17 protein-coding genes are annotated in these 18,822 nt (G+C 53.1%); 5 read left to right on the forward strand and 12 right to left on the reverse strand.

Translation table 11 applies throughout. The features are described 5' to 3' along the window. Positions 1-10 precede the first annotated feature (10 nt). The gene (locus PsAD5_RS13440) at positions 11-466 is read right to left on the reverse strand and encodes a hypothetical protein (protein ID WP_063288999.1); all 456 of its coding nucleotides are present in this window, start codon (positions 464-466) and stop codon (positions 11-13) included. Between the two features lie 318 nt (positions 467-784). On the opposite strand from PsAD5_RS13440, the gene PsAD5_RS13445 reads away from it, so the two are divergent. Then, on the forward strand, positions 785-1,270 hold the full coding sequence (locus PsAD5_RS13445) for a GNAT family N-acetyltransferase (RefSeq protein WP_063292472.1): 486 nt from the start codon (positions 785-787) through the stop codon (positions 1,268-1,270). Here the strand turns inward: PsAD5_RS13445 and PsAD5_RS13450 are convergent, their stop codons facing one another. From PsAD5_RS13450 to gltX, 5 genes are all read right to left on the reverse strand, one after another. After that, a complete protein-coding gene (locus PsAD5_RS13450) occupies positions 1,271-1,756 on the reverse strand; it encodes a hypothetical protein (RefSeq protein WP_057465516.1) in 486 nt (161 codons plus the stop codon). Between the two features lie 262 nt (positions 1,757-2,018). After that, positions 2,019-2,504 carry a hypothetical protein gene (locus PsAD5_RS13455; RefSeq protein ID WP_063292527.1) on the reverse strand — a complete coding sequence of 162 codons (486 nt, stop codon included), beginning with the start codon at positions 2,502-2,504 and terminating at the stop codon, positions 2,019-2,021. 189 nt (positions 2,505-2,693) lie between these two features. Continuing rightward, positions 2,694-3,146, reverse strand: a complete 453-nt coding sequence (locus PsAD5_RS13460) for a hypothetical protein (RefSeq protein WP_063305280.1) — start codon at positions 3,144-3,146, stop codon at positions 2,694-2,696. A 240-nt stretch (positions 3,147-3,386) separates the two neighbouring features. Beyond that, positions 3,387-4,679 (reverse strand): citrate synthase, encoded by a 1,293-nt coding sequence (gene gltA, locus PsAD5_RS13465; RefSeq protein ID WP_063292473.1) that lies wholly within the window; start codon positions 4,677-4,679, stop codon positions 3,387-3,389. A 231-nt stretch (positions 4,680-4,910) separates the two neighbouring features. Beyond that, the gene (gene gltX, locus PsAD5_RS13470) at positions 4,911-6,335 is read right to left on the reverse strand and encodes a glutamate--tRNA ligase (protein ID WP_063292474.1); all 1,425 of its coding nucleotides are present in this window, start codon (positions 6,333-6,335) and stop codon (positions 4,911-4,913) included. A 125-nt stretch (positions 6,336-6,460) separates the two neighbouring features. On the opposite strand from gltX, the gene PsAD5_RS13475 reads away from it, so the two are divergent. Then, positions 6,461-9,013 carry a ComEC/Rec2 family competence protein gene (locus PsAD5_RS13475; protein WP_063292475.1) on the forward strand — a complete coding sequence of 851 codons (2,553 nt, stop codon included), beginning with the start codon at positions 6,461-6,463 and terminating at the stop codon, positions 9,011-9,013. Here PsAD5_RS13475 and lexA read toward each other — a convergent pair. The 6 genes from lexA to PsAD5_RS13510 all read right to left on the reverse strand — a co-directional run bounded on the left by lexA (position 8,909) and on the right by PsAD5_RS13510 (position 15,527). Further along, positions 8,909-9,631, reverse strand: coding sequence for a transcriptional repressor LexA (gene lexA / locus PsAD5_RS27625; protein WP_057465511.1), 723 nt, complete (start codon positions 9,629-9,631; stop codon positions 8,909-8,911). The genes PsAD5_RS13475 and lexA overlap by 105 nt on opposite strands. A gap of 249 nt (positions 9,632-9,880) precedes the next feature. Next, a complete protein-coding gene (locus PsAD5_RS13490) occupies positions 9,881-11,095 on the reverse strand; it encodes a molybdopterin molybdotransferase MoeA (protein WP_063292478.1) in 1,215 nt (404 codons plus the stop codon). Then, positions 11,092-11,595 carry a cyclic pyranopterin monophosphate synthase MoaC gene (gene moaC / locus PsAD5_RS13495; RefSeq protein WP_063292479.1) on the reverse strand — a complete coding sequence of 168 codons (504 nt, stop codon included), beginning with the start codon at positions 11,593-11,595 and terminating at the stop codon, positions 11,092-11,094. The genes PsAD5_RS13490 and moaC overlap by 4 nt, the downstream gene beginning before the upstream one ends. 57 nt (positions 11,596-11,652) lie before the next feature. Continuing rightward, a complete protein-coding gene (gene trpC / locus PsAD5_RS13500) occupies positions 11,653-12,444 on the reverse strand; it encodes an indole-3-glycerol phosphate synthase TrpC (RefSeq protein ID WP_063292480.1) in 792 nt (263 codons plus the stop codon). A gap of 13 nt (positions 12,445-12,457) precedes the next feature. Continuing rightward, entirely contained in the window at positions 12,458-13,495 is a 1,038-nt protein-coding gene (trpD, locus tag PsAD5_RS13505; RefSeq protein ID WP_057465507.1) for an anthranilate phosphoribosyltransferase, read from the reverse strand. A gap of 145 nt (positions 13,496-13,640) precedes the next feature. After that, the gene (locus tag PsAD5_RS13510) at positions 13,641-15,527 is read right to left on the reverse strand and encodes a SurA N-terminal domain-containing protein (RefSeq protein WP_063292481.1); all 1,887 of its coding nucleotides are present in this window, start codon (positions 15,525-15,527) and stop codon (positions 13,641-13,643) included. Between the two features lie 245 nt (positions 15,528-15,772). On the opposite strand from PsAD5_RS13510, the gene tpiA reads away from it, so the two are divergent. The 3 genes from tpiA (at position 15,773) to PsAD5_RS13525 (ending at position 18,818) form a co-directional block, all read left to right on the forward strand. Further along, a complete protein-coding gene (tpiA, locus tag PsAD5_RS13515; RefSeq protein ID WP_063292482.1) occupies positions 15,773-16,522 on the forward strand; it encodes a triose-phosphate isomerase in 750 nt (249 codons plus the stop codon). 122 nt (positions 16,523-16,644) lie between these two features. Next, complete coding sequence (secG, locus tag PsAD5_RS13520; protein ID WP_063288990.1) at positions 16,645-17,010, forward strand: preprotein translocase subunit SecG; 366 nt, start codon at positions 16,645-16,647, stop codon at positions 17,008-17,010. A gap of 179 nt (positions 17,011-17,189) precedes the next feature. Next, the gene (locus PsAD5_RS13525) at positions 17,190-18,818 is read left to right on the forward strand and encodes a CTP synthase (protein ID WP_057465503.1); all 1,629 of its coding nucleotides are present in this window, start codon (positions 17,190-17,192) and stop codon (positions 18,816-18,818) included. The last annotated feature ends 4 nt before the right edge of the window (positions 18,819-18,822 follow it).

The following is an 18,822-nucleotide window of genomic DNA, read 5'->3' on the forward strand; positions in this document are numbered from 1 at the left end:
GGCTCGGGTCCTACTGCTGGGCAGATTGAATGGTGACCTTGCCGCGGCACGTGCCATCTGAGAACACGCCTGAGGCTGTTCCGCTGCCAATCAGGCCGGTTGCGAACATCTTCACATCAATTGTTTCTTTGTGTTCGTCATTGGGGAAGATGATCTCGTATTCATTTTCGATGGACAGGATACCATCCCCAATGGTGCCACCGGTGGAGGAGATGATGATGTCGTGGCCTTCTGTCGTCGTCTTTTGAGCGTTTGGTGAAGACGTGTCGGGATGGTCTGCGGTTTTGTAACCTGTTCCGTAGCGTTTTGCGCAGGTGCCGTCGTCAGGCGTGCCGTCTGCCAATGTCAGCTCGGAGAATGTGACGGATTCATTGTCACTGCCCAGACTGTGATCGTCTGCCAGGGCCGTGCTGCTGACATAGGCAATTGCGCCAAGGCTTGCTGCTGCACAGAGAAATTTCTTCATGGGTGCCACCACTTGTTATTTTCAGGCTTAAAACCGCGCAAAGAGTAGTCCTGCTGCGTTAACGTAGATGTTTTTGCTGAGCTTCGATTTTCTTTAGGATGAAGAATGGGTTTTGGGGATACTGCTGGATTTAGCCAGTTTCTAATGCACTACGCATAAACATCCGTGAAAACTGAAGATTTACGCAGTGCAGGGGCTGGAAAATCCAGGGCTTATGATAGGCTATGCTCTTCATTGCATTGATGCATCGTGGGTTTTCGCCTGTCGTGTTTGTTTTGAGAATGAGTGTGAAGGTCAGCTACAGATTTTGAGGTTTTTATGAAAGTCAGAGACGCGGTTCTGGTCGATGCTGAAGAAATCAGCGTTTTTTTGCAGGAACTTGCTGCGTTAGGAAAGCGCAGTTTGCCGAGTGATGAGACCTATGTGATCTCTCACTACATTGCTCATGCAGATAATATCCGCTGTTCTGTGGTTGAAGATGTGGACGGGACCCTGCTTGGGCTGCAGGTCCTGAAACGGGCATCAGAGGGCAACACTTATGGTGTGACGCCGGGTTGGGGCATGATCGGCACCCATGTGCGCCCGCGTGCTGGGCGCCGCGGTGTCGGGCGGGCCTTGTTTGCTGCAACGCTTGATGCTGCCAGACAAGCCGGGCTTGAGAAGATTGATGCCACGATTGGTGCCTCCAACCCGGAGGGGCTGGGTTATTATGAGGCGGTTGGCTTTCGCACGTATAAGGCCAACGAGAGTTCTGTCAGTAAATGTTTTGAGCTGACTGAGGCAACTGCGCCTGTCCAGAAATGATCATTTGACGCCGACGACAGAGAACCTTCCGGAGCAGATGCCATCTGAGAAGACGCCGGTGAAGATTTTTGAGTTCACGAAGCCGGTTATGAACTGGGTGTTCTCGACTTCTTCATCCGGATCATTGGGGAAGGTGATGAGGACTTGCGAGTGTTCGGCATAAATGCCGTCACCGCGCAACTCGCTGCGGGCATAAAGGGAGAATTTGTGTCCTTTGTCGCTGACAAACTGCCCGCGCCGTCCGTTTGGATCGGGGTAGACAGTGTATCCGTTGCCGTAGCGCTCTTTACAGAACTCGACCCCAACTGCATCGGTCAGGACTGTCAGGTTCTGGATGGCGATCTGCCGTGATACAGACAGGCGTTTCAGGTCTGTGAAGGGATTGCCCCGGTTGTCGCGGTGGGTGATCTGAGCGTTAGCTTGCCCCAGCATCCCAATGGTGAGGATGAGAGCTACACCGGACTGTTTCAGTTTTGTAAGGCGCATGTCTACTCCCATTTCAAACCTGCTGTGCCTGACCTCTCGTCCCGGATCTGTCGACGACAGGACTGAGGCTTGTTGCTGCACAGAAAATCTTATTCATGGGGAGCTTCCACTCGTTGCTGTTCAGGCCTCACGACCCGCAAAGAATAGTCCTGCTGCGTTAATGTAAATGCTCTGGGTTCAATTTGATTTTCTTTAGGATGAAGAATGTCTTTCGCGTGACTGTCCGGATTTAGTCAATTTCTCGAAGCAGCGTTTTGCGGGATCAATTGGCGGCTACGACGGAGAAGTGCCCGGTACAGACGCCATCAGAGAAGACGCCGCTGAACATCTTAGAATTGACGAAGCCGGTGATGAAGGCAGTCACCTCGACCTCTACGTCCGGGTCATTGTGGAAGGTGATCAGCAGTTTTGAGTGTTCTGCATAAATGCCGTCCTGACGCCACTCACTGCGATCGTAGAGGGAGACTTTGTCGTTCATCTTGCTGATGAACTGCCCTTGTTTCCCGTTTTGGTCAGGAAAAATGGTGCCGCCTTTGCCATAACGTCCCTCGCAAAACTCAATTCCCACCGCATCAGTCAGGACTGTCAGGTTGTCAATTAAGACTTGCCGTGTTGGAAGCGCGCGCTTCATGTCGGAAAACGGGTTGGCCTTATTGACGCGATTGACGATCTGACTGCTGGCTGGCCCCAGCATTCCAAAGGTGATGAGGAGAACAACACCGGACTGCTTCAGCTTTTTAACTCGCATGCTTTCTCTCGTTTTAAACCTGTTGCGTCCCATCTCTTGTGCCTGATCGGTCAGGATTGGTGCGGCTGCGAAATGCTGTTGGACGATGAACCGGACGTGCCTTTTGCACCGGACCATTTCGGTTTGGGGAACCTCTCAGAATATCTGTCTCTGTCTGTGTCAGTTCAATGGAACGGTGGTGAGCGGGCTTTACTGCAGTTTCAGCGGGCCAACAAAGACCTTGCCGGTGCATGTACCGTCTGTGAACACGCCGCTGTAATGGTCTCCGCCAATCAGGCCGGTTACGAACTGAGTGACCTCGATCTCTTCCTCTTTATTGCCGGGAAACGTCATCATGAACCGGTCGTGCTCTGCAAAAATGCCGTGTCCCAGGATCTCGTTTGTATCGACCAGCGTTACCGTGTGCCCCTTATCGCTGATATAGGTGCGCTTGGGGGCTTCCTTGGAGGGGGAGACTGTGTACCCGTCACCATAACGCTCAACGCAGATGGAATTGTCTGATGTGCCGTCCTGCATGCTCAGGTTTGAAAAGACAACGTCCCTGGAGGCTTGGGTGGTGTCGGTGTTTGCTAAGGAATAGCTTGCCAGACCAGCAGAGAGGAGCGTGAAAGCTGCAAAAACAGGGAGGGGGGCAAGACGCATCAATACATCCTTTTCTGATGCCGGTGGCAGTGCTGGGCACTTGGTCAAACATCAAGGATAGGGATGTGGTGAGGCATGAACAGGATTAAGCCGCCTCATGGTTTGCGTGTGTTGAACGCAATGTGCGCTATTCAAATAAAAAAGGAGGCAAAATGCCTCCTTTTTCTGAAGTCTGTCTATCAGCTCAATCAGCTTCGCTACACTTCCCGAAAACCGGTATTCGTTTTTCGGAGAATGTTTTTAGCGGCGCTGGTCGATTGGCTGATAATCACGCTCGGAATAGCCGGTGTACAGCTGGCGTGGACGACCGATACGCTGGGAAGGATCTTCAATCATTTCCTTCCACTGTGCGATCCAACCTACTGTACGAGCCAGTGCGAAGAGCACGGTGAACATGGTGGTTGGGAAGCCCAGGGCACGCAGGGTGATGCCGGAGTAGAAGTCAATGTTTGGATAAAGCTTCTTCTCAACGAAGTAAGGATCGGTGAGAGCAACTTTTTCCAGTTCCATTGCCACTTCAAGAAGCGGATCGTCCTGGTGGCCCAGCTCTGCAAGCACTTCATGACAGGTTTTCTGCATGATGCGCGCGCGTGGGTCGTAGTTTTTGTAGACGCGGTGACCGAAGCCCATGAGGCGGAACGGATCATTCTTGTCTTTTGCACGTGCTACATACTCAGGAATGCGGTCAACAGAACCGATTTCGGCGAGCATGTTCAGAGCTGCCTCATTCGCACCGCCATGAGATGGACCCCACAGACATGCAATACCAGCTGCAATACATGCAAATGGGTTTGCGCCTGAAGAACCAGCAAGACGTACGGTGGACGTGGAAGCATTCTGCTCGTGATCAGCGTGCAGGATGAAGATACGGTCCATGGCGCGTGCCAGAACCGGATTTACTTTATATTCCTCACATGGAACTGCAAAGCACATGTGCAGGAAGTTGGATGCGTAGTCCAGATCGTTTCTTGGGTAAACGAATGGCTGGCCAACGTGGTATTTGTAGGCCATTGCAGCAATGGTCGGCATCTTTGCGATCATGCGCAGGGATGCAACCATGCGCAGGTGTGGATCAGAGATGTCGGTGCTGTCATGATAGAAGGAAGAGAGAGCTCCAACGGTACCGGTCATGACTGCCATTGGGTGGGCGTCACGACGATAACCCTTGAAGAAAGAGCTCATCTGATCATGGATCATGGTGTGGTAGGTTACACGATGAACAAAATCGTCCTTCTCTGCGCGTGTTGGCAGTTCGCCGTACAGCAGCAGATAGCAGCTTTCCAAAAAGTCGCCGTGTTCGGCGAGCTGTTCAATCGGGTAACCGCGGTAAAGCAGAACGCCTGCGTCACCGTCGATGTAAGTGATCTTGGATTCGCATGAGGCAGTTGATGTGAAACCAGGGTCCAGTGTGAAGTGATCAGTTTGCTTATAAAGCGAACCGATGTCCAGAACATCAGGGCCCATGGAGCCAGAGTGGACGTTAAAGTCCCAGCTGTTGTCTCCAATAGTCAGTTTCGCTGTTTTGTCGCTCATATCAGGCAACCCCCATTTTGTATCTCCTCATGCGACTTGCTTCATTTGTGTACAAATGAATACACTGCATGATCTGACGTTTCCGCCCGGAGGAGAGTGTTGTCGTGGAACTGCCTATATCATTTGCCGCGATGGGGCAAGCGCCCGCAACCAATGCTTTTAGCTATAAGTGTAACTACCGCTACGAATGACTAGTATTTGCAGCGGTAGTTTCTTTTAGAATTCAGCGAATTAAGCTGAAAGATCACGAATGCGTGCGCAAGATTCGTCTTTTCCGAGCACTTTGAGCACGTCAAAGATGCCTGGGGATGTGCCACGACCAGTGAGTGCAGCGCGCAATGGCTGAGCAACTTTGCCGAGTTTCAGCTCTTCTGCTTCAGCCACTGCCTTAACGGCAGTCTCGGTGCTTTCCACGGTCCACTCGTCCAGTGCTTCCAGAGCAACCAGAACCTTGCCAAGAACAGCACGTGCCTCGTCAGAGAGGATCTTTTCAGCCTTTGCATCCAGATCCAGCGGACGCTGAACCCAGAGGTAACGAGCAGATTCCTGCAGTTCGACAAGGGTCTTTGCACGCTCTTTCAGGCCAGGCAGAGCTTCAACCAGTTTGTCCTGGTTTCCATCGCCTGCAATCCACGCCATGACGTCTGCGCCGCCTTCCACGTCCATCAGATAGGTGAGGAAGTGACCGAGCAGCTCCTCATCGCTTTCTGAGCGCATGTAGTGAGCGTTCAGGTTTTCCAGCTTCTTGAAGTCGAAACGGGACGGGGATTTGCCTACAGCGTCCAGACCGAACCACTCGATCATCTGATCGGTAGAGAAGATCTCGTCATCGCCGTGGGACCAGCCGAGGCGTGCCAGATAGTTGCGCATGGCGGATGGCAGGTAGCCCATAGCCCGGTACGCTTCTGCACCTACTGCGCCGTGGCGCTTGGAGAGCTTTGCACCGTCTGGTCCGTAGATCAGCGGAATGTGCGCCATGACCGGGACATCCCAGTTCAGAGCCTTATAGATCAGGGACTGGCGTGCTGCGTTGGTCAGGTGGTCATCACCACGAACGATGTGGGTGACGCCCATGTCATGATCGTCTACCACAACGGCCAGCATGTAGGTTGGGTTGCCATCAGAACGCACGAGGATCAGGTCGTCCAGATCCTTGTTTGCGAACTTGACGGTGCCCTGAACCTGATCTTCCACGATGGTGTCACCTTCGAGCGGTGCTTTCAGGCGAATGGCAGGGGCGATGCCTTCCGGTGCCTCAGATGGGTCACGATCACGCCAGGTGCCGTCATAACGCGGCGGGCGACCTTCTGCGCGGGCCTTCTCGCGCATCTCGTTCACTTCTTCCGGGGAGCAGTAGCAGTAGTACGCAGTGCCGACCTTGACCATCTGCTCAGCAACTTCGCGGTGGCGGTCAACGCGGCCATACTGGGAGATCGGCTCGCCGTCCCAGTCCATGCCCAGCCAGGACAGACCGTCCAGCAGCGCGTCTACGGCTTCCTCGGTGGAGCGGGAGCGATCGGTGTCTTCAATGCGCAGCAGCATTTTACCGCCGCTGTGTTTTGCCAGAAGCCAGTTGAACAGGGCTGTACGGGCGCCGCCAATATGCAGGTAGCCAGTAGGAGAAGGCGCAAAGCGCGTCACAACAGGTTTAGTCATAGGTGTTCCGGAAAAGTTTCAAGTTACTTCGAATAGTTTGGGGTAATTACGGCGGGGCGCCGTACCTCTGCGGGCTGTGTACCATAGCATTGAAAAGTTCCCAAGTGGCAGAAAGGGACTTAAGGGTGCGCGAGGGGCAATCATCCTCAGACAAGACGCAATCTGGTGGCTGTGCTCCCAGAATAGGTGAGCTTTGCCTTGAGGAGGATAAGTTTTCTTCTGTGCCGTTTGAAGCAGATACGGCGCTTGCTGGGCGGGCAACACAGCAACGCACAAAAACGCAAGTCAACGCAAAAAACGCGCATAGCAACGCAAGTACGCGTTTTATTGAAGAGAAACAGCGTCTTAGGTTTCGAGACGTGCTTCAAAGGGCACGTGAGCTGCTGGGTTTCGTGTTGAGGCCGGATTGGCCAGCTGTCATGAGTTATGCCCGTTCTGCTCTGGTACAGGATTGGAACAAGGGGCATGGCATCCTCTGGTATGCGCTTTGCCATTTGGCTGGTGTGCTGGTTTATTTCTCACTCCCCGCCGAGCCTTACAGCGTTTTAAGCGGAACTCCTTTTATCTTATTGGGAGTATTCGCTTTTCGTCGTTGGAGGGTCGGGCGGTTAACGGTTGGACTGACCGCGCTTTCGTTCTTTGCTGCCGGGTTCTTCCTTGCTGATTTGCGCGTGGAGTATGCGCGCGGTGACCCGCTGGAGCGTCCGATTACGCGAAAAGTGGAAGGTGTGGTTGCTGGAGTGAAGCATTCTGGCAAAGGGGCTTACTCCGTCATTTTTGCAGATGTGACAACACTTTCGCAGAAGGGCGTAACTCCTCTTTCTTATCGCATCCGGATCAGCATCAAGGGGATGAAAGAAGCACCCGTGATGGGGGACAGGATGCAGCTGAAGGCTCGGTTGTTGCCGCCGGGAGGTGCGGTGCGCCCCGGTGGGTACGACTTTGCCCGCACTGCGTTTTTCAGTGGGATTGGTGCGGTTGGCTACGCGCTTTCCAAGCCGGTTGTTGTGGCACACCTAGAGGGCACAAGTTTTCTGCAAGGGGTGGAGCGTGTGCGCAGTGGGATAGCGCAGCGGATCCGGCGGGTGTTGGATAACAGCGCGGAAAGTGCGTTTGCTGTTGCGCTTCTGGTGGGCAAGCGAGACTACCTTGCCACCGCTGACAAGGATGCGTTACGCAATGCCGGACTTGCTCATGTCCTCGCCATCTCCGGTATGCATATGGGTCTTGTGACCTCTCTGGTCTTCCTTGGTGCCCGCCTGATCCTATCCCTCAGCCAGTCGCTTGCGCTGAAAGGACATATTCACGTTTATGCCAGCGTGGCAGCACTGATTGCGGCGATTGTTTATCTTGGTTTGTCAGGAGCTTCTGTCGCAACGCAGCGGGCTTTTTTGATGGCAGCGATGATTTTATGCGCGGGACTGCTTGGTCGGCGGGCCTTCAGTCTGCGTGGTCTGGCGCTGGCTTGCCTTGTGCTTTTAAGCCTGAGGCCGGAGGAGGTTCTGGCTCCCGGGTTTCAGATGTCCTTCATTGCAGTGCTCGCCTTGCTCTCAGCCTATATGCTTGGGAAGGATTGGTTGCTCGGTGATCGCGATAATTTGCGAAGGAGTAATGCCTCATGGTTTCAAAAGGTTAGTCGTGTAAGTTTAAAGTGGATTCTAGCTTGTGCGTTGACCTCGTTGATTGCAGGTGCTGCTACGGGGCCAGTTGCGGCGATGCATTTTGAGCAGGTTGCGCCTTATGGGGTTCTGGGGAATATCCTTGCTATGCCATTGGTGACTTTTGTGGTTATGCCCCTTGGGTTGTTGAGCCTGCTGGCGATCCCGTTTGGTGCGGATGCGTTCTTTCTGCAAGGGATGGAGGCTGGGTTGGCACTGGTGCTGAAAGCTGCTTACTGGGTGAGCTCACTCAGTGAGGGGCTGACCAGTCTCGGGGTTGCCAGTGCTCCAGGGTATCTGCTCGTGATCCTAGCGATTGTCGTACTGTGTGTGATGCCGCTGCGCCTGAAATGGCTTTCACTTCCGGCATTTACGGTGAGTGTTCTGATGTTTGCCGGTGGCAAGGCGCCTGACCTGATGATTGCGGATGCGGGCAAGCACATTGCTTATTATGGGCAGGATGGTGCGTTTCGACTGACGTCCTCACGTATGTCGTTTGCTGCTGACAGCCTGTTGCGCGCCGGTGGGGTTTCGGCGGGTTCATTCAAACAGCACAAGGTGAGGGCTTCAGATCGGTCCTGTGATGATCGCGGCTGTGTGATTGTGATATTCCCTCAGCAGCCTGCAGAGGGAGGGAGGATAAGCTCTGCGCCGATCCTGTTGGCACAGTCTAAAGTAGTTGAAGTTTTGGAGGCTGACTGCCGTCTTGCCACCATCGTCATCACACAGGCTCAGGCGCCTCCTGCTTGCCGGGCTGAGCTGGTTATTGACCAGAAGGTTTTCGGAGAGCGAGGTTCAGCTTACATCTGGCTCTCTGCTGGTGCTGAGGGCGGGGAAAGAATAAAAAAAGTGCGCTGGGCATATGATGCTCAGCGCAGACCTTGGAATCCAAAATTGCCTCAGGCAACCAATGATTTAATAGCGGCGGAAGAGCGCAATCATCTTGCCTTGAACGTGGACGCGGCCCGGGCCGAAGATGCGAGTTTCGTAGGCGGGGTTGGCCGCTTCCAACGCGACTGAGGCGCCTTTTTTGCGCAGGCGCTTCAAGGTTGCTTCTTCTTCATCAATCAGCGCCACAACGATCTCGCCGTTATCAGCCGTGTCACCACGTTTGATCAACACGGTATCCCCATCAAAGATACCGGCATCGATCATGGAATCGCCTTTGACTTCCAGCGCATAATGCTCGCCACGCCCCATCAGATCAGCAGGCATTGCGATGGTATGGCTTTGTGTCTGGATTGCTTCGATTGGGACGCCTGCAGCAATGCGGCCCATGACCGGGATTTCCAGCGTTGGCACTTCGTCTGGTGATGTGGTGCGTGGAGGTGGCGGCGTTGCGACTTTCTTGCTCAGGGAGCCCTCAATCACCTCAGGTGCAAAGCCTTTTTCCTTGGCGGCAGGCTTCAGGCCCGGAGAAATTGAGTCCGGCAGTTTGAGGATCTCCAGCGCACGGGCTCTGTTCGGCAAGCGGCGAATGAAGCCGCGCTCTTCCAGAGCTGTGATCAGCCGGTGAATGCCGGATTTGGAACGGAGGTCCAGCGCGTCCTTCATCTCATCGAAGGAGGGCGGAACACCGGCTTCCTTCAAGCGTTGATGGATGAACATCAAAAGCTCGTGTTGCTTCTGTGTAAGCATCTTTTATCCCCGTTCGCTCCTAAGGCGCTGATTGAAAGTGAGCGGCCATTCCTGACCAATCGCGGTTTTGTAATTCCAAGAAGCTTAAAGACTTCAACTTCTGCGATTGGAAGGACAAAACACGAACGTACTCTACCTGTTCTCATTGTGTTCTGCAATGGGTTTGTTGAGGTTAAGCCCTGCTAGAACTGGGGGATTTGGTTTCTGGTGGGTGAGTGGGCAGGGGTTGCCCACTTCTGATGACTGGATTTAGCGTAGCTTGAGCAGGTCCACTTTTTCACCTGCCTTTGCAGCTGGTGCGTGTGGTGAGCGAATGATCAGGGCATCTGCTTTTGTCAGCAAGGCAAGCATGGAAGAGTCCTGTTTGCCAAACGGCGTTGCTATCAGATCTCCGTGTTCGTCTGTACTCAGGCTGGCGCGCAGGTAGTCCTGACGCATATCATTTGCAGGCAGATCAGCTGCCAATGTGGCTTTGGTAACGCCTTGATTTGTCACAGAGACCGTGCGGCCTAGCGTCTTATCCAGAAGCGGGCCGAGGAAGAGGAGTGCACATACAAGACTGGAGACTGGATTGCCAGGAAGGCCGAGGACTTTCATCGGGCCAAGGGCACCGGCCATGAGGGGCTTGCCCGGGCGCATGGCGATGCGCCAGAAGCCTAGCTCCATGCCTTCAGCGCCCAGTACGTCCTGAATGAGATCGTGGTCGCCAACAGAGGCACCGCCGAGTGTCACCAGTACATCGGCTTTTGCTTCAATGGCCTGCTTCACGCGTGCCGCGATTTCCTCAGGCTGGTCTGGTGCAATGCCCAGCATCATTGGCGTTCCGCCGCAGTTTCTGACGAATTCTGCAATGCCGACCTGATTGGACGCGATGATTTGATTCGGACCTGGTATCTGACCTGGCTCGACGAGTTCATCACCATTTGCGAGGATCGCAACGACTGGCTTTTTGCGCACTGGCAAGGCTGCGTGGTTCATAGCGCCTGCAAGAGACAGTTCGCGGAAACCGAGTGGGGCGCCTGCCTTCAGGAGGACTTGACCTTCTTTGAAGTCGAGGCCTGCCGGACGGATGAACTTACCAACAGAAACAGCTTCTTCGCAAAACAGGTTATCCCCGTCACGGCGGGCGTTTTCCTGCATCAAGATCGCGTCAGCGCCAGCAGGGACAGGTGCTCCTGTAAAAATACGCAGGGCTTCTCCGGCTTGCAGTGTGCCATCAAAGTTATGCCCGGCAGCGACTTCGCCTATGACCCTCAGAGCTGTCTCTGGATCGACCGTATCAGCGGCTTTGACAGCATATCCATCCATTGCTGAGGCGGAAAATGGAGGCTGCGTTCGTGTTGCGGCAACGTCTTCTGCGAGAATGCGTTCTCCGCTTTCAAGTAATGGAAGGTGCTCAGTGCCGGTCGGCTTCACATCTCTCAGGAGGCGGTCCAGCGCGTCTTCAATACTGATCAAGCTCATTGGGAGTTATCCTCCTCAGCCAGATAGTGTCCGGACTTCCCACCTTTCTTCTCCAGCAACCGGATTTCACCGATCTCCATAGAACGGTCAACGGCTTTTGCCATGTCGTAAATTGTCAGGCAGGCAACGGAGGCGGCTGTAAGTGCTTCCATTTCGATGCCAGTCTGGCCGGATACTTTTGCGAAGACTTCGATCTCAATTCCCGGCAGTTCAGGGTTGGGTGTGAAGTCCACCTGAACCTTGGAAAGCGCCAGAGGGTGGCACAGAGGGATCAGCTCGTGAGTTCTCTTGGCCGCCATGATGCCAGCAATGCGTGCCGTTGCGAGCACGTCGCCTTTCTTGGCGTTGCCTGAAAGGATCATGTCCAGAGTTTCAGGCTGCATTTTTACCTGACCGCCTGCACGGGCAATGCGTGAGGTAACCTCTTTCTCTGAAATGTCGACCATATGAGCCGCACCGCTGTCATCTAAGTGAGTGAGTTTTGGAGAAAGTGCTGACATTGTCTTGCCTCTGGACACAGTTTGTTCAGGTGTCTGCTTTTGCCAAGCAGTTGATTTTTAGCGTTTAAGCAAAGCTTTGGTTGCGGTTTCCACATCTTCCTGACGCATCAGGCTTTCGCCGATGAGGAAGGTGGAGATACCGGAGTTTTCCATTCGGGAAAGGTCTTCCGGAGTGAACAGGCCGCTCTCGCCAACGATGATCCGATCTTGCGGGATCAGTGGTGCGAGCCGTTCGCTGGTTTCCAGAGATGTCTCGAAGGTTTTTAGATTGCGGTTGTTGATGCCAACAAGCGGAGAGGAGAGCTTCAGTGCGCGTTCCAACTCAGCTTCGTCATGCACTTCGATAAGCGCATCCATGCCCAGTTCAAATGCGGCGTCTTCCAACTCTTTGGCCAGTTGGTCGTCAACAGCGGCCATAATGATCAGAATACAGTCAGCGCCCCATGCGCGTGCTTCATGAACCTGATAGGTGTCATAAAGGAAGTCCTTGCGCAGAACAGGCAGAGAGACTTCAGCGCGAGCTGCGACGAGATATTCTGGTTTGCCCTGAAAGGATGGTGTGTCTGTCAATACGGACAAACATGCTGCGCCACCGTTTTCATAGGCTTTGGCGAGTGCGGGCGGGTTGAAGTCAGCGCGGATCAATCCTTTGGATGGACTTGCTTTTTTAACCTCCGCGATCAGGGCGTATTCACCGTTCGCATGCTTGGCTTTCAAGGCATCTGCAAAGCCGCGTGTTGGTGTTGCTGCTTTAATCGCCTCATTCAGATCAGCCAATGAAGTTTGCGCTTTGGCAGCAGCAATTTCTTCACGTTTGTAAGCTTCGATTTTCTTAAGGATATCTGACATGGGATCCGTGGTCTTAGAGTTTCATATTGGCAGCTGTTGCAGCGTCGGAGGCTTCAACAAGTTTGTCCAGTCGGGAAAGGGCTGCACCTTGGTCAATCGCATGCGCAGCCATCTGGACACCCTCAGCGAGGGTGGAGACCTTATCTGCGACGATAAGGGAGGCCGCTGAATTGAGCAGGACGATATCCCTGTAAGCGTTTTTTGCTCCTTGCAGCACTTCGCGCAGTGCCTGAGCATTTTCTTTTGGATCGCCGCCTTTCAGATCTTCTGTTTTTGCAAGCGGTAGGCCCGCATCTTCAGGAGACACTGTGAAGGTGTTGATGTTTCCGTTCTTCAGTTCGGCGACAAAGGTGGTTCCGGTGGTGGTGATTTCGTCCATTCCATCGGAGCCGTTGACGATCCAGGCTTTTTCGGTGCCCATTTCCTGAAGGGTGTTAGCGAGTGGTTCAACCCATTGCTGTGCGAATACGCCTGTCATCTGGCGCTTTGCTCCTGCCGGATTGGCGAGCGGGCCTAGCAGGTTGAAGATTGTTCTGGTGCCCAGCTCAATGCGGGCCGGGCCGACATGGCGCATGGCCTTATGGTGGTTTGGCGCAAACATGAAGCCGATACCGGCCTCATGAATGCAATGGCTGATGCCGTTCGCATCCAGATCCAGATTGATGCCAAGCTCGGCAAGTGCTTCTGCTGAGCCGGATTTGGAGGACAGGGACCGATTGCCATGTTTTGCAACGGTCACGCCACAGCCTGCCACAACAATGGCTGTACATGTTGAGATGTTATAGGAGCCGGATGCGTCGCCACCTGTGCCGACAATGTCGATGGCGTGATCTGGTGCTTTCACCGGGATCATTTTGGCGCGCATGGTTTCTACAGCTGCGGAAATTTCGTCGATGGTTTCGCCGCGCAAGCGCAAGGCCATGAGGAAGCCGCCGATCTGTGCGGGAGTTGCAGCGCCTGACATGATGATCTCGAAGGCCTCACGGGCCTGAGATCGGTCCAACGTGTTTCCGTCAGCGACAATTCCAATGAGATTTTTCAAATTGCTCACGGCGAAAACCCCCTCAATCTCTCAGGTAATTCCTTAGCATACACAAGGGCTAACTATTAGATAGCTTTCGGAGGGCTGTCTAGGAGATAAACAAAAGCCCGCCACACTTATAAGTGTGGCGGGCTTGTTTTCGACAAGGATTTGTCTACTGGCGATCCAGTCCGGTCAGCTGGTTGAAGACTGCCTGATTTACTCGGACACCTTCTGTTTGCTCCAGCTGAGAGATGAACTGGTTGAGCAAGGAACTTTCCAGTGCGCCTGTTAGCTGAGTGTCAATGCGCTGCACGTTTTCAGATTCTGTCATGAAGGCTGGAGACGTCGTGTCGGTGAGGACAAGAAGAATGCGGTCTTCGTTGTTGCCAGGAACCTGAGAGGCGGTGCCTTTTGGTCCGGAAAATGCTGCTGTCACAGCAGAGCCGGAAAGCTCCGCAATGCCGCCGTTGCGGGTGAACGGTGCAGATGTGGCTGTTGTCAGGCCTTCGGCAGTTGCGACTTCGGAAAGAGGCTTTCCTGCTTCGACTTCTGCGATCAAAGCTTGAGCTTTTTCTTCCAGCAGTTCCGCTGTGCGGTTAGCAGTCCAGTCAGCAGTCACGGCTTCTTTCACTTCAGAGAGTTCTCTGTCGCGGGAAGGGGTGACATTTTTCACTTCGTACCAAAGGTGACCCGTGCGGCCGATCTCCAGCGGATCATTTTCAACGCCAACATCGGTTGAAAAGACTGCCGTGGTCAGTGCGCTTGCTTGTGGAAGATCAACAGTTTCACCCGCTTCGTTTTTGCCAGAAGCGTCAAATGAAGGTGTGTTGATCAAAGCCAGATCGAAACGCTCAGCGATTTCTTCAAAGGTGCTGCCGCCTGCGCGTGCGTCTTCGACTTCGTTGAAGAGGTCTTCTACTTCATCGGCTGCGTTTGCCTGAGCAACGATACCGCGTAGTTCGTCTTTAACGTCTTCCAGTGGCTGTACCGCAGCTGCCTTGACTTCTTTGGCAAAGAGAACCGCGTTGGTGAATTGGCCTTCAACGACGTTGCTTGCCTGACCTTCTTTGAGGGCAAAGGCTGCATCTGCAATTTTCTGGTCAAGGAAGCCGGATTTGTTCATGAGACCGAGATCGACGTCTTTTTCTGTCAGATCACGTTCATTCATCAGGTCTTCAAAGGTTTTGCCGGACTCCATCTCAACAACAGCAGCTTCTGCTTCTTGCTTGGTTGGGAAGGAGATCTGGAAGATGCGGCGCTGTTCCTGAGACTGATAACGGTTCTTGGTGCGCTCATATTCCTGAGCGAGTTCCGCTTCTGTCACATTTTCCGGTTTCGCGATCTTGTCTGCTGTCAGCTCGATCAAGGTAGCACTGCGGTATTCAGGCGCTTTGTAATTGCCTTTGTTTTCTTCAAAGAACTTAGCGAGCTCTTCGTCGGTTGGGGCAGGAACGTTTGTCAGGGAGCTTTGCGGCAGGACGAGGTACTCAACAGTGCGCTCTTCCATTGCGTATTTGTCGAAGGCTTCGAGCATTGTCTTTGGGACAACAATGCCGCCAATGATTGCTTCTGCAAGCTGTTGACGCTCTGCGACGAACTGCTGCTGCATCACGAATTCATCTTCGCTTATGCCCAGATTATAAAGTACCTGGCTCAGGCGGTTACGATCGTAGCCGTTTACACCCTGAAATGCAGGTGTTTCCTGAATGGTTTTGACGATAGCTTCATCAGATACACCGATGCGCAGCTGAGATGCTTCATAATCAAGCGCAGCTTCGGCGATGAGGCGGCCCAGAACCTGAGCGGGTACGCCAAATGCAGCGGCCTGTTCCTGAGTGACAGGCTGGCCGACGCGGCGTGACAGCTGGTCGAGCTCGCGTGAATAAGCTCGTTGGAAATCCTGAGCCGAAATTTCTTTGTCGCCAACTGAGGCAACAGATGTGGAGCCGATTCCAGTAAAGACGTCAGCGATCCCCCAAACTGCAAAGCTGAGGACCAGAAGGCCGATCAGCAGTTTTGCAAACCAGGAACCTACGCTATTACGCAGCGCGTCGAGCATAATTTTATCCGTTCTCTTGTTGAAGGCGAGGGACAGTCTCCCCGCGCACACATGCAAGGCCGCCGGATAATAGTGTTCCTTTCGCCCTGGGGCAAGTTTACACGCCATAAAGGCTGTGAGATTCGACAGGAGATACGAAGTTCATCGTACTAGCGGTAATCCGCTATGGGACTTAAGTGTTTTTTCTGCTAGTGAGCACACATTCCATTTGGGAATTTGGAATTCATATTTGGGGAACGGATCATATGACTAATCGGCCACTTGTTGCTGGTAACTGGAAAATGAATGGTACCAAGGCTTCAGCTGCAGAGCTGGAAGCTATGGGCGCGGGATACGACTCAGCACTTGCCGAAAATGTAGAGCTTCTGATTTGTCCACCTGCATTGCTGGTTGCGCAGCTGGCTTCCCAAGACAAAATCGCAATTGGCGCACAGAACTGCCACGCAAATGAGAGCGGTGCGCATACTGGCGATATTTCTGCGGAAATGATCCGTGATGCTGGCGGCAAGTTTGTGATTGTTGGTCACTCCGAGCGCCGCGAAGATCATGGCGAATCTGATGCGGATGTTTGTGAGAAGGCTGAAGCTGCTTACCGCGCTGACCTTGTTGCTATTGTTTGTGTTGGTGAAGTTGAGAGCGAGCGCCGCGCAGGCACAACACTTGACGTGGTTACCAAACAGGTTCTGGGTTCCGTACCAGCAGGCGCAACTGCCGAAAACACTGTAATTGCTTATGAGCCTGTTTGGGCGATTGGCACTGGATTGACGCCAACTCCAGCAGACGTTGCTGAGGTTCATGCTTCTATTCGCGCGACTCTCATCAAGCAGTTTGGTGGTGATGTTGGCGGTAAAATGCGCATCCTTTATGGTGGCTCTGTTAAGCCTACCAATGCAAAAGAGCTGCTTGCGGTTGAAAACGTTGACGGTGCTCTGGTTGGCGGCGCAAGCCTGAAAGCTACGGATTTCCTTGGAATTGCCGAAGCTTATCGCGGCTAATAATAGCCGGTTTTTTATAATATTCTTAGCAGTCCACCAATTTGCTGCGCCTTTAGGGTAGAAAGGCGCAGCAAATTCGGTTAGAAGGCCGACTAACGAATTCATTAAACCTACGGATACCTATGGAAACCGTTCTGATTGTTATCCACCTGATGGTCGTCGTGGCGCTGGTAGCACTGGTTCTACTACAGCGCTCTGAAGGCGGCGCATTGGGTATTGGCGGCGGTGGCGGCGGTGGTGTGATGAGCAGCCGCGGCACAGCTAATGTGCTGACTCGCGGTACTGCGATTCTTGCTGTCTGCTTCTTTGCTACTTCACTCGCTCTTTCTCTGTTGGCTCGTTATGACGAGCGTCCAGGCTCTCTGCTTGATCAGGTTCCTGCCGGTTCAGCAACGCAGGGTACAGAAGGGGGCGCTGGCAATGGTCTTCTTGACCAGCTTCAGCAGCAAAGTCAGCCAACCGGCCCGCAGGTTCCACCTGCTCAGTAATCTGCTGTAAAGCAGAAACAGTTGAAATATACGTCTGACGGCACCGCACACTTGTGCAGTGTCCGTCATTCGTGCGTTCAGACATAACTCAATTATCCAGGGTATTGGATTATCAGGCACCCACCACGGCGTGCTTCCCTATTTGATAAATTCCACCCTTTCAAACGTGGTAGCGATCCATGGCACGGTACATATTCATCACCGGTGGTGTTGTTTCTTCTCTTGGGAAGGGACTTGCCTCCGCAGCTCTTGGTGCGGCTTTACAGGCGCGCGGATATAAGGTTCGGCTCCGTAAACTCGATCCTTATTTGAACGTTGATCCGGGTACCATGAGCCCTTACCAGCATGGTGAGTGTTATGTGACCGATGATGGCGCAGAGACCGATCTGGATCTTGGCCACTACGAGCGTTTCACGGGGCGTCCGGCAAATAAGCAGGACAACATTACCACTGGTCGCATCTATCAGGATATTATTGCGAAGGAACGTCGCGGTGATTACCTTGGCGGTACCGTGCAGGTGATTCCTCACGTGACTGACGCGATCAAGAACTTCGTGCTGGATGGCAACGAAGGGTATGACTTCGTGCTGTGTGAGATTGGTGGCACCGTTGGTGACATTGAAGGTCTGCCGTTCTTTGAAGCTATTCGTCAGCTGGGCAATGATTTGCCACGCGGACAGGCTGTTTACATCCACCTGACACTGCTGCCTTACATTGCAAGTGCTGGTGAAATGAAAACCAAGCCGACACAGCACTCTGTTAAAGAGCTGCGTTCTATCGGTATTCAGCCAGACATTCTTATGGTGCGCTGTGATCGTCAGATCCCTGAGAATGAGCGCCGTAAGCTTTCCCAGTTCTGTAATGTACGCGAAGAAGCTGTTATTCCGGCATATGATGCGAAGAGCATTTATGAAGTGCCGCTGGCCTACCACAAGGAAGGTCTTGATGAGCAGGTTCTGGATGCATTTGGCATCACGGGTGCTCCGGCTCCAGATCTTTCCCGTTGGGAAAGCATTGTAAACTCTCTGTTCAATCCAGAGGGTGAAGTCACCATTGCGATTGTTGGCAAGTACACCGTTCTCAAAGACGCATATAAGTCCTTGATTGAAGCGCTTGTGCATGGCGGAATTTCGAATGGTGTGAAGGTCAATCTTGAGTGGATTGAATCTGAAACATTTGAAAAAGAAGACCCAAGCGAGTTCCTTGCCAATGTGAATGGTATTCTCGTTCCTGGTGGTTTTGGTGAGCGCGGCTCTGAAGGCAAGATTGCTGCTGCACATTATGCGCGTGTGAACAACATTCCTTACTTCGGTATCTGTTTTGGTATGCAGATGGCTGTTGTTGAAGCTGCGCGTAACCTTGCGGGTATTGCTGATGCGAGCTCCACCGAGTTTGGCCCAGCCAAAGAGCCAGTTGTTGGCTTGATGACTGAGTGGACACGCGGTAACGAAAAAGAACAGCGTCAGGCAGAAGGTGATCTGGGCGGTACCATGCGTCTTGGTGCGTATGATGCAGTTTTGAAAGCTGACAGTAAGATTGCTGCGATCTACGATTCCACTGAGATCTCCGAGCGTCACCGTCACCGATATGAAGTGAACATCGGGTACCGTGATAAGCTTGAAGAAGCTGGTCTGATCTTTGCTGGCACCTCTCCTGATGGTGTTCTGCCTGAAACGGTAGAAATTGATAACCATCCTTGGTTCATCGGTGTTCAGTACCATCCAGAACTTAAATCACGCCCGTTTGAACCGCATCCGCTGTTCTCCTCCTTTGTAGGTGCTGCGCGCGATAATAGCCGTCTGGTTTAATCTG

This window comes from Pseudovibrio sp. Ad5 (genome assembly GCF_001623095.1).
Classification (GTDB): Bacteria; Pseudomonadota; Alphaproteobacteria; order Rhizobiales; family Stappiaceae; genus Pseudovibrio.

What these genes read in the sequence shown, in the direction of transcription:
- PsAD5_RS13440 (WP_063288999.1), bottom strand. Translation starts at nt 466, where the DNA reads ATGAAGAAATTTCTCTGTGCAGCAGCAAGCCTTGGCGCAATTGCCTAT.
- PsAD5_RS13445 (WP_063292472.1), top strand. Translation starts at nt 785, where the DNA reads ATGAAAGTCAGAGACGCGGTTCTGGTCGATGCTGAAGAAATCAGCGTT.
- PsAD5_RS13450 (WP_057465516.1), bottom strand. Translation starts at nt 1,756, where the DNA reads ATGCGCCTTACAAAACTGAAACAGTCCGGTGTAGCTCTCATCCTCACC.
- PsAD5_RS13455 (WP_063292527.1), bottom strand. Translation starts at nt 2,504, where the DNA reads ATGCGAGTTAAAAAGCTGAAGCAGTCCGGTGTTGTTCTCCTCATCACC.
- PsAD5_RS13460 (WP_063305280.1), bottom strand. Translation starts at nt 3,146, where the DNA reads ATGCGTCTTGCCCCCCTCCCTGTTTTTGCAGCTTTCACGCTCCTCTCT.
- gltA (WP_063292473.1), bottom strand. Translation starts at nt 4,679, where the DNA reads ATGAGCGACAAAACAGCGAAACTGACTATTGGAGACAACAGCTGGGAC.
- gltX (WP_063292474.1), bottom strand. Translation starts at nt 6,335, where the DNA reads ATGACTAAACCTGTTGTGACGCGCTTTGCGCCTTCTCCTACTGGCTAC.
- lexA (WP_057465511.1), bottom strand. Translation starts at nt 9,631, where the DNA reads ATGCTTACACAGAAGCAACACGAGCTTTTGATGTTCATCCATCAACGC.
- PsAD5_RS13490 (WP_063292478.1), bottom strand. Translation starts at nt 11,095, where the DNA reads ATGAGCTTGATCAGTATTGAAGACGCGCTGGACCGCCTCCTGAGAGAT.
- moaC (WP_063292479.1), bottom strand. Translation starts at nt 11,595, where the DNA reads ATGTCAGCACTTTCTCCAAAACTCACTCACTTAGATGACAGCGGTGCG.
- trpC (WP_063292480.1), bottom strand. Translation starts at nt 12,444, where the DNA reads ATGTCAGATATCCTTAAGAAAATCGAAGCTTACAAACGTGAAGAAATT.
- PsAD5_RS13510 (WP_063292481.1), bottom strand. Translation starts at nt 15,527, where the DNA reads ATGCTCGACGCGCTGCGTAATAGCGTAGGTTCCTGGTTTGCAAAACTG.
- tpiA (WP_063292482.1), top strand. Translation starts at nt 15,773, where the DNA reads ATGACTAATCGGCCACTTGTTGCTGGTAACTGGAAAATGAATGGTACC.
- secG (WP_063288990.1), top strand. Translation starts at nt 16,645, where the DNA reads ATGGAAACCGTTCTGATTGTTATCCACCTGATGGTCGTCGTGGCGCTG.
- PsAD5_RS13525 (WP_057465503.1), top strand. Translation starts at nt 17,190, where the DNA reads ATGGCACGGTACATATTCATCACCGGTGGTGTTGTTTCTTCTCTTGGG.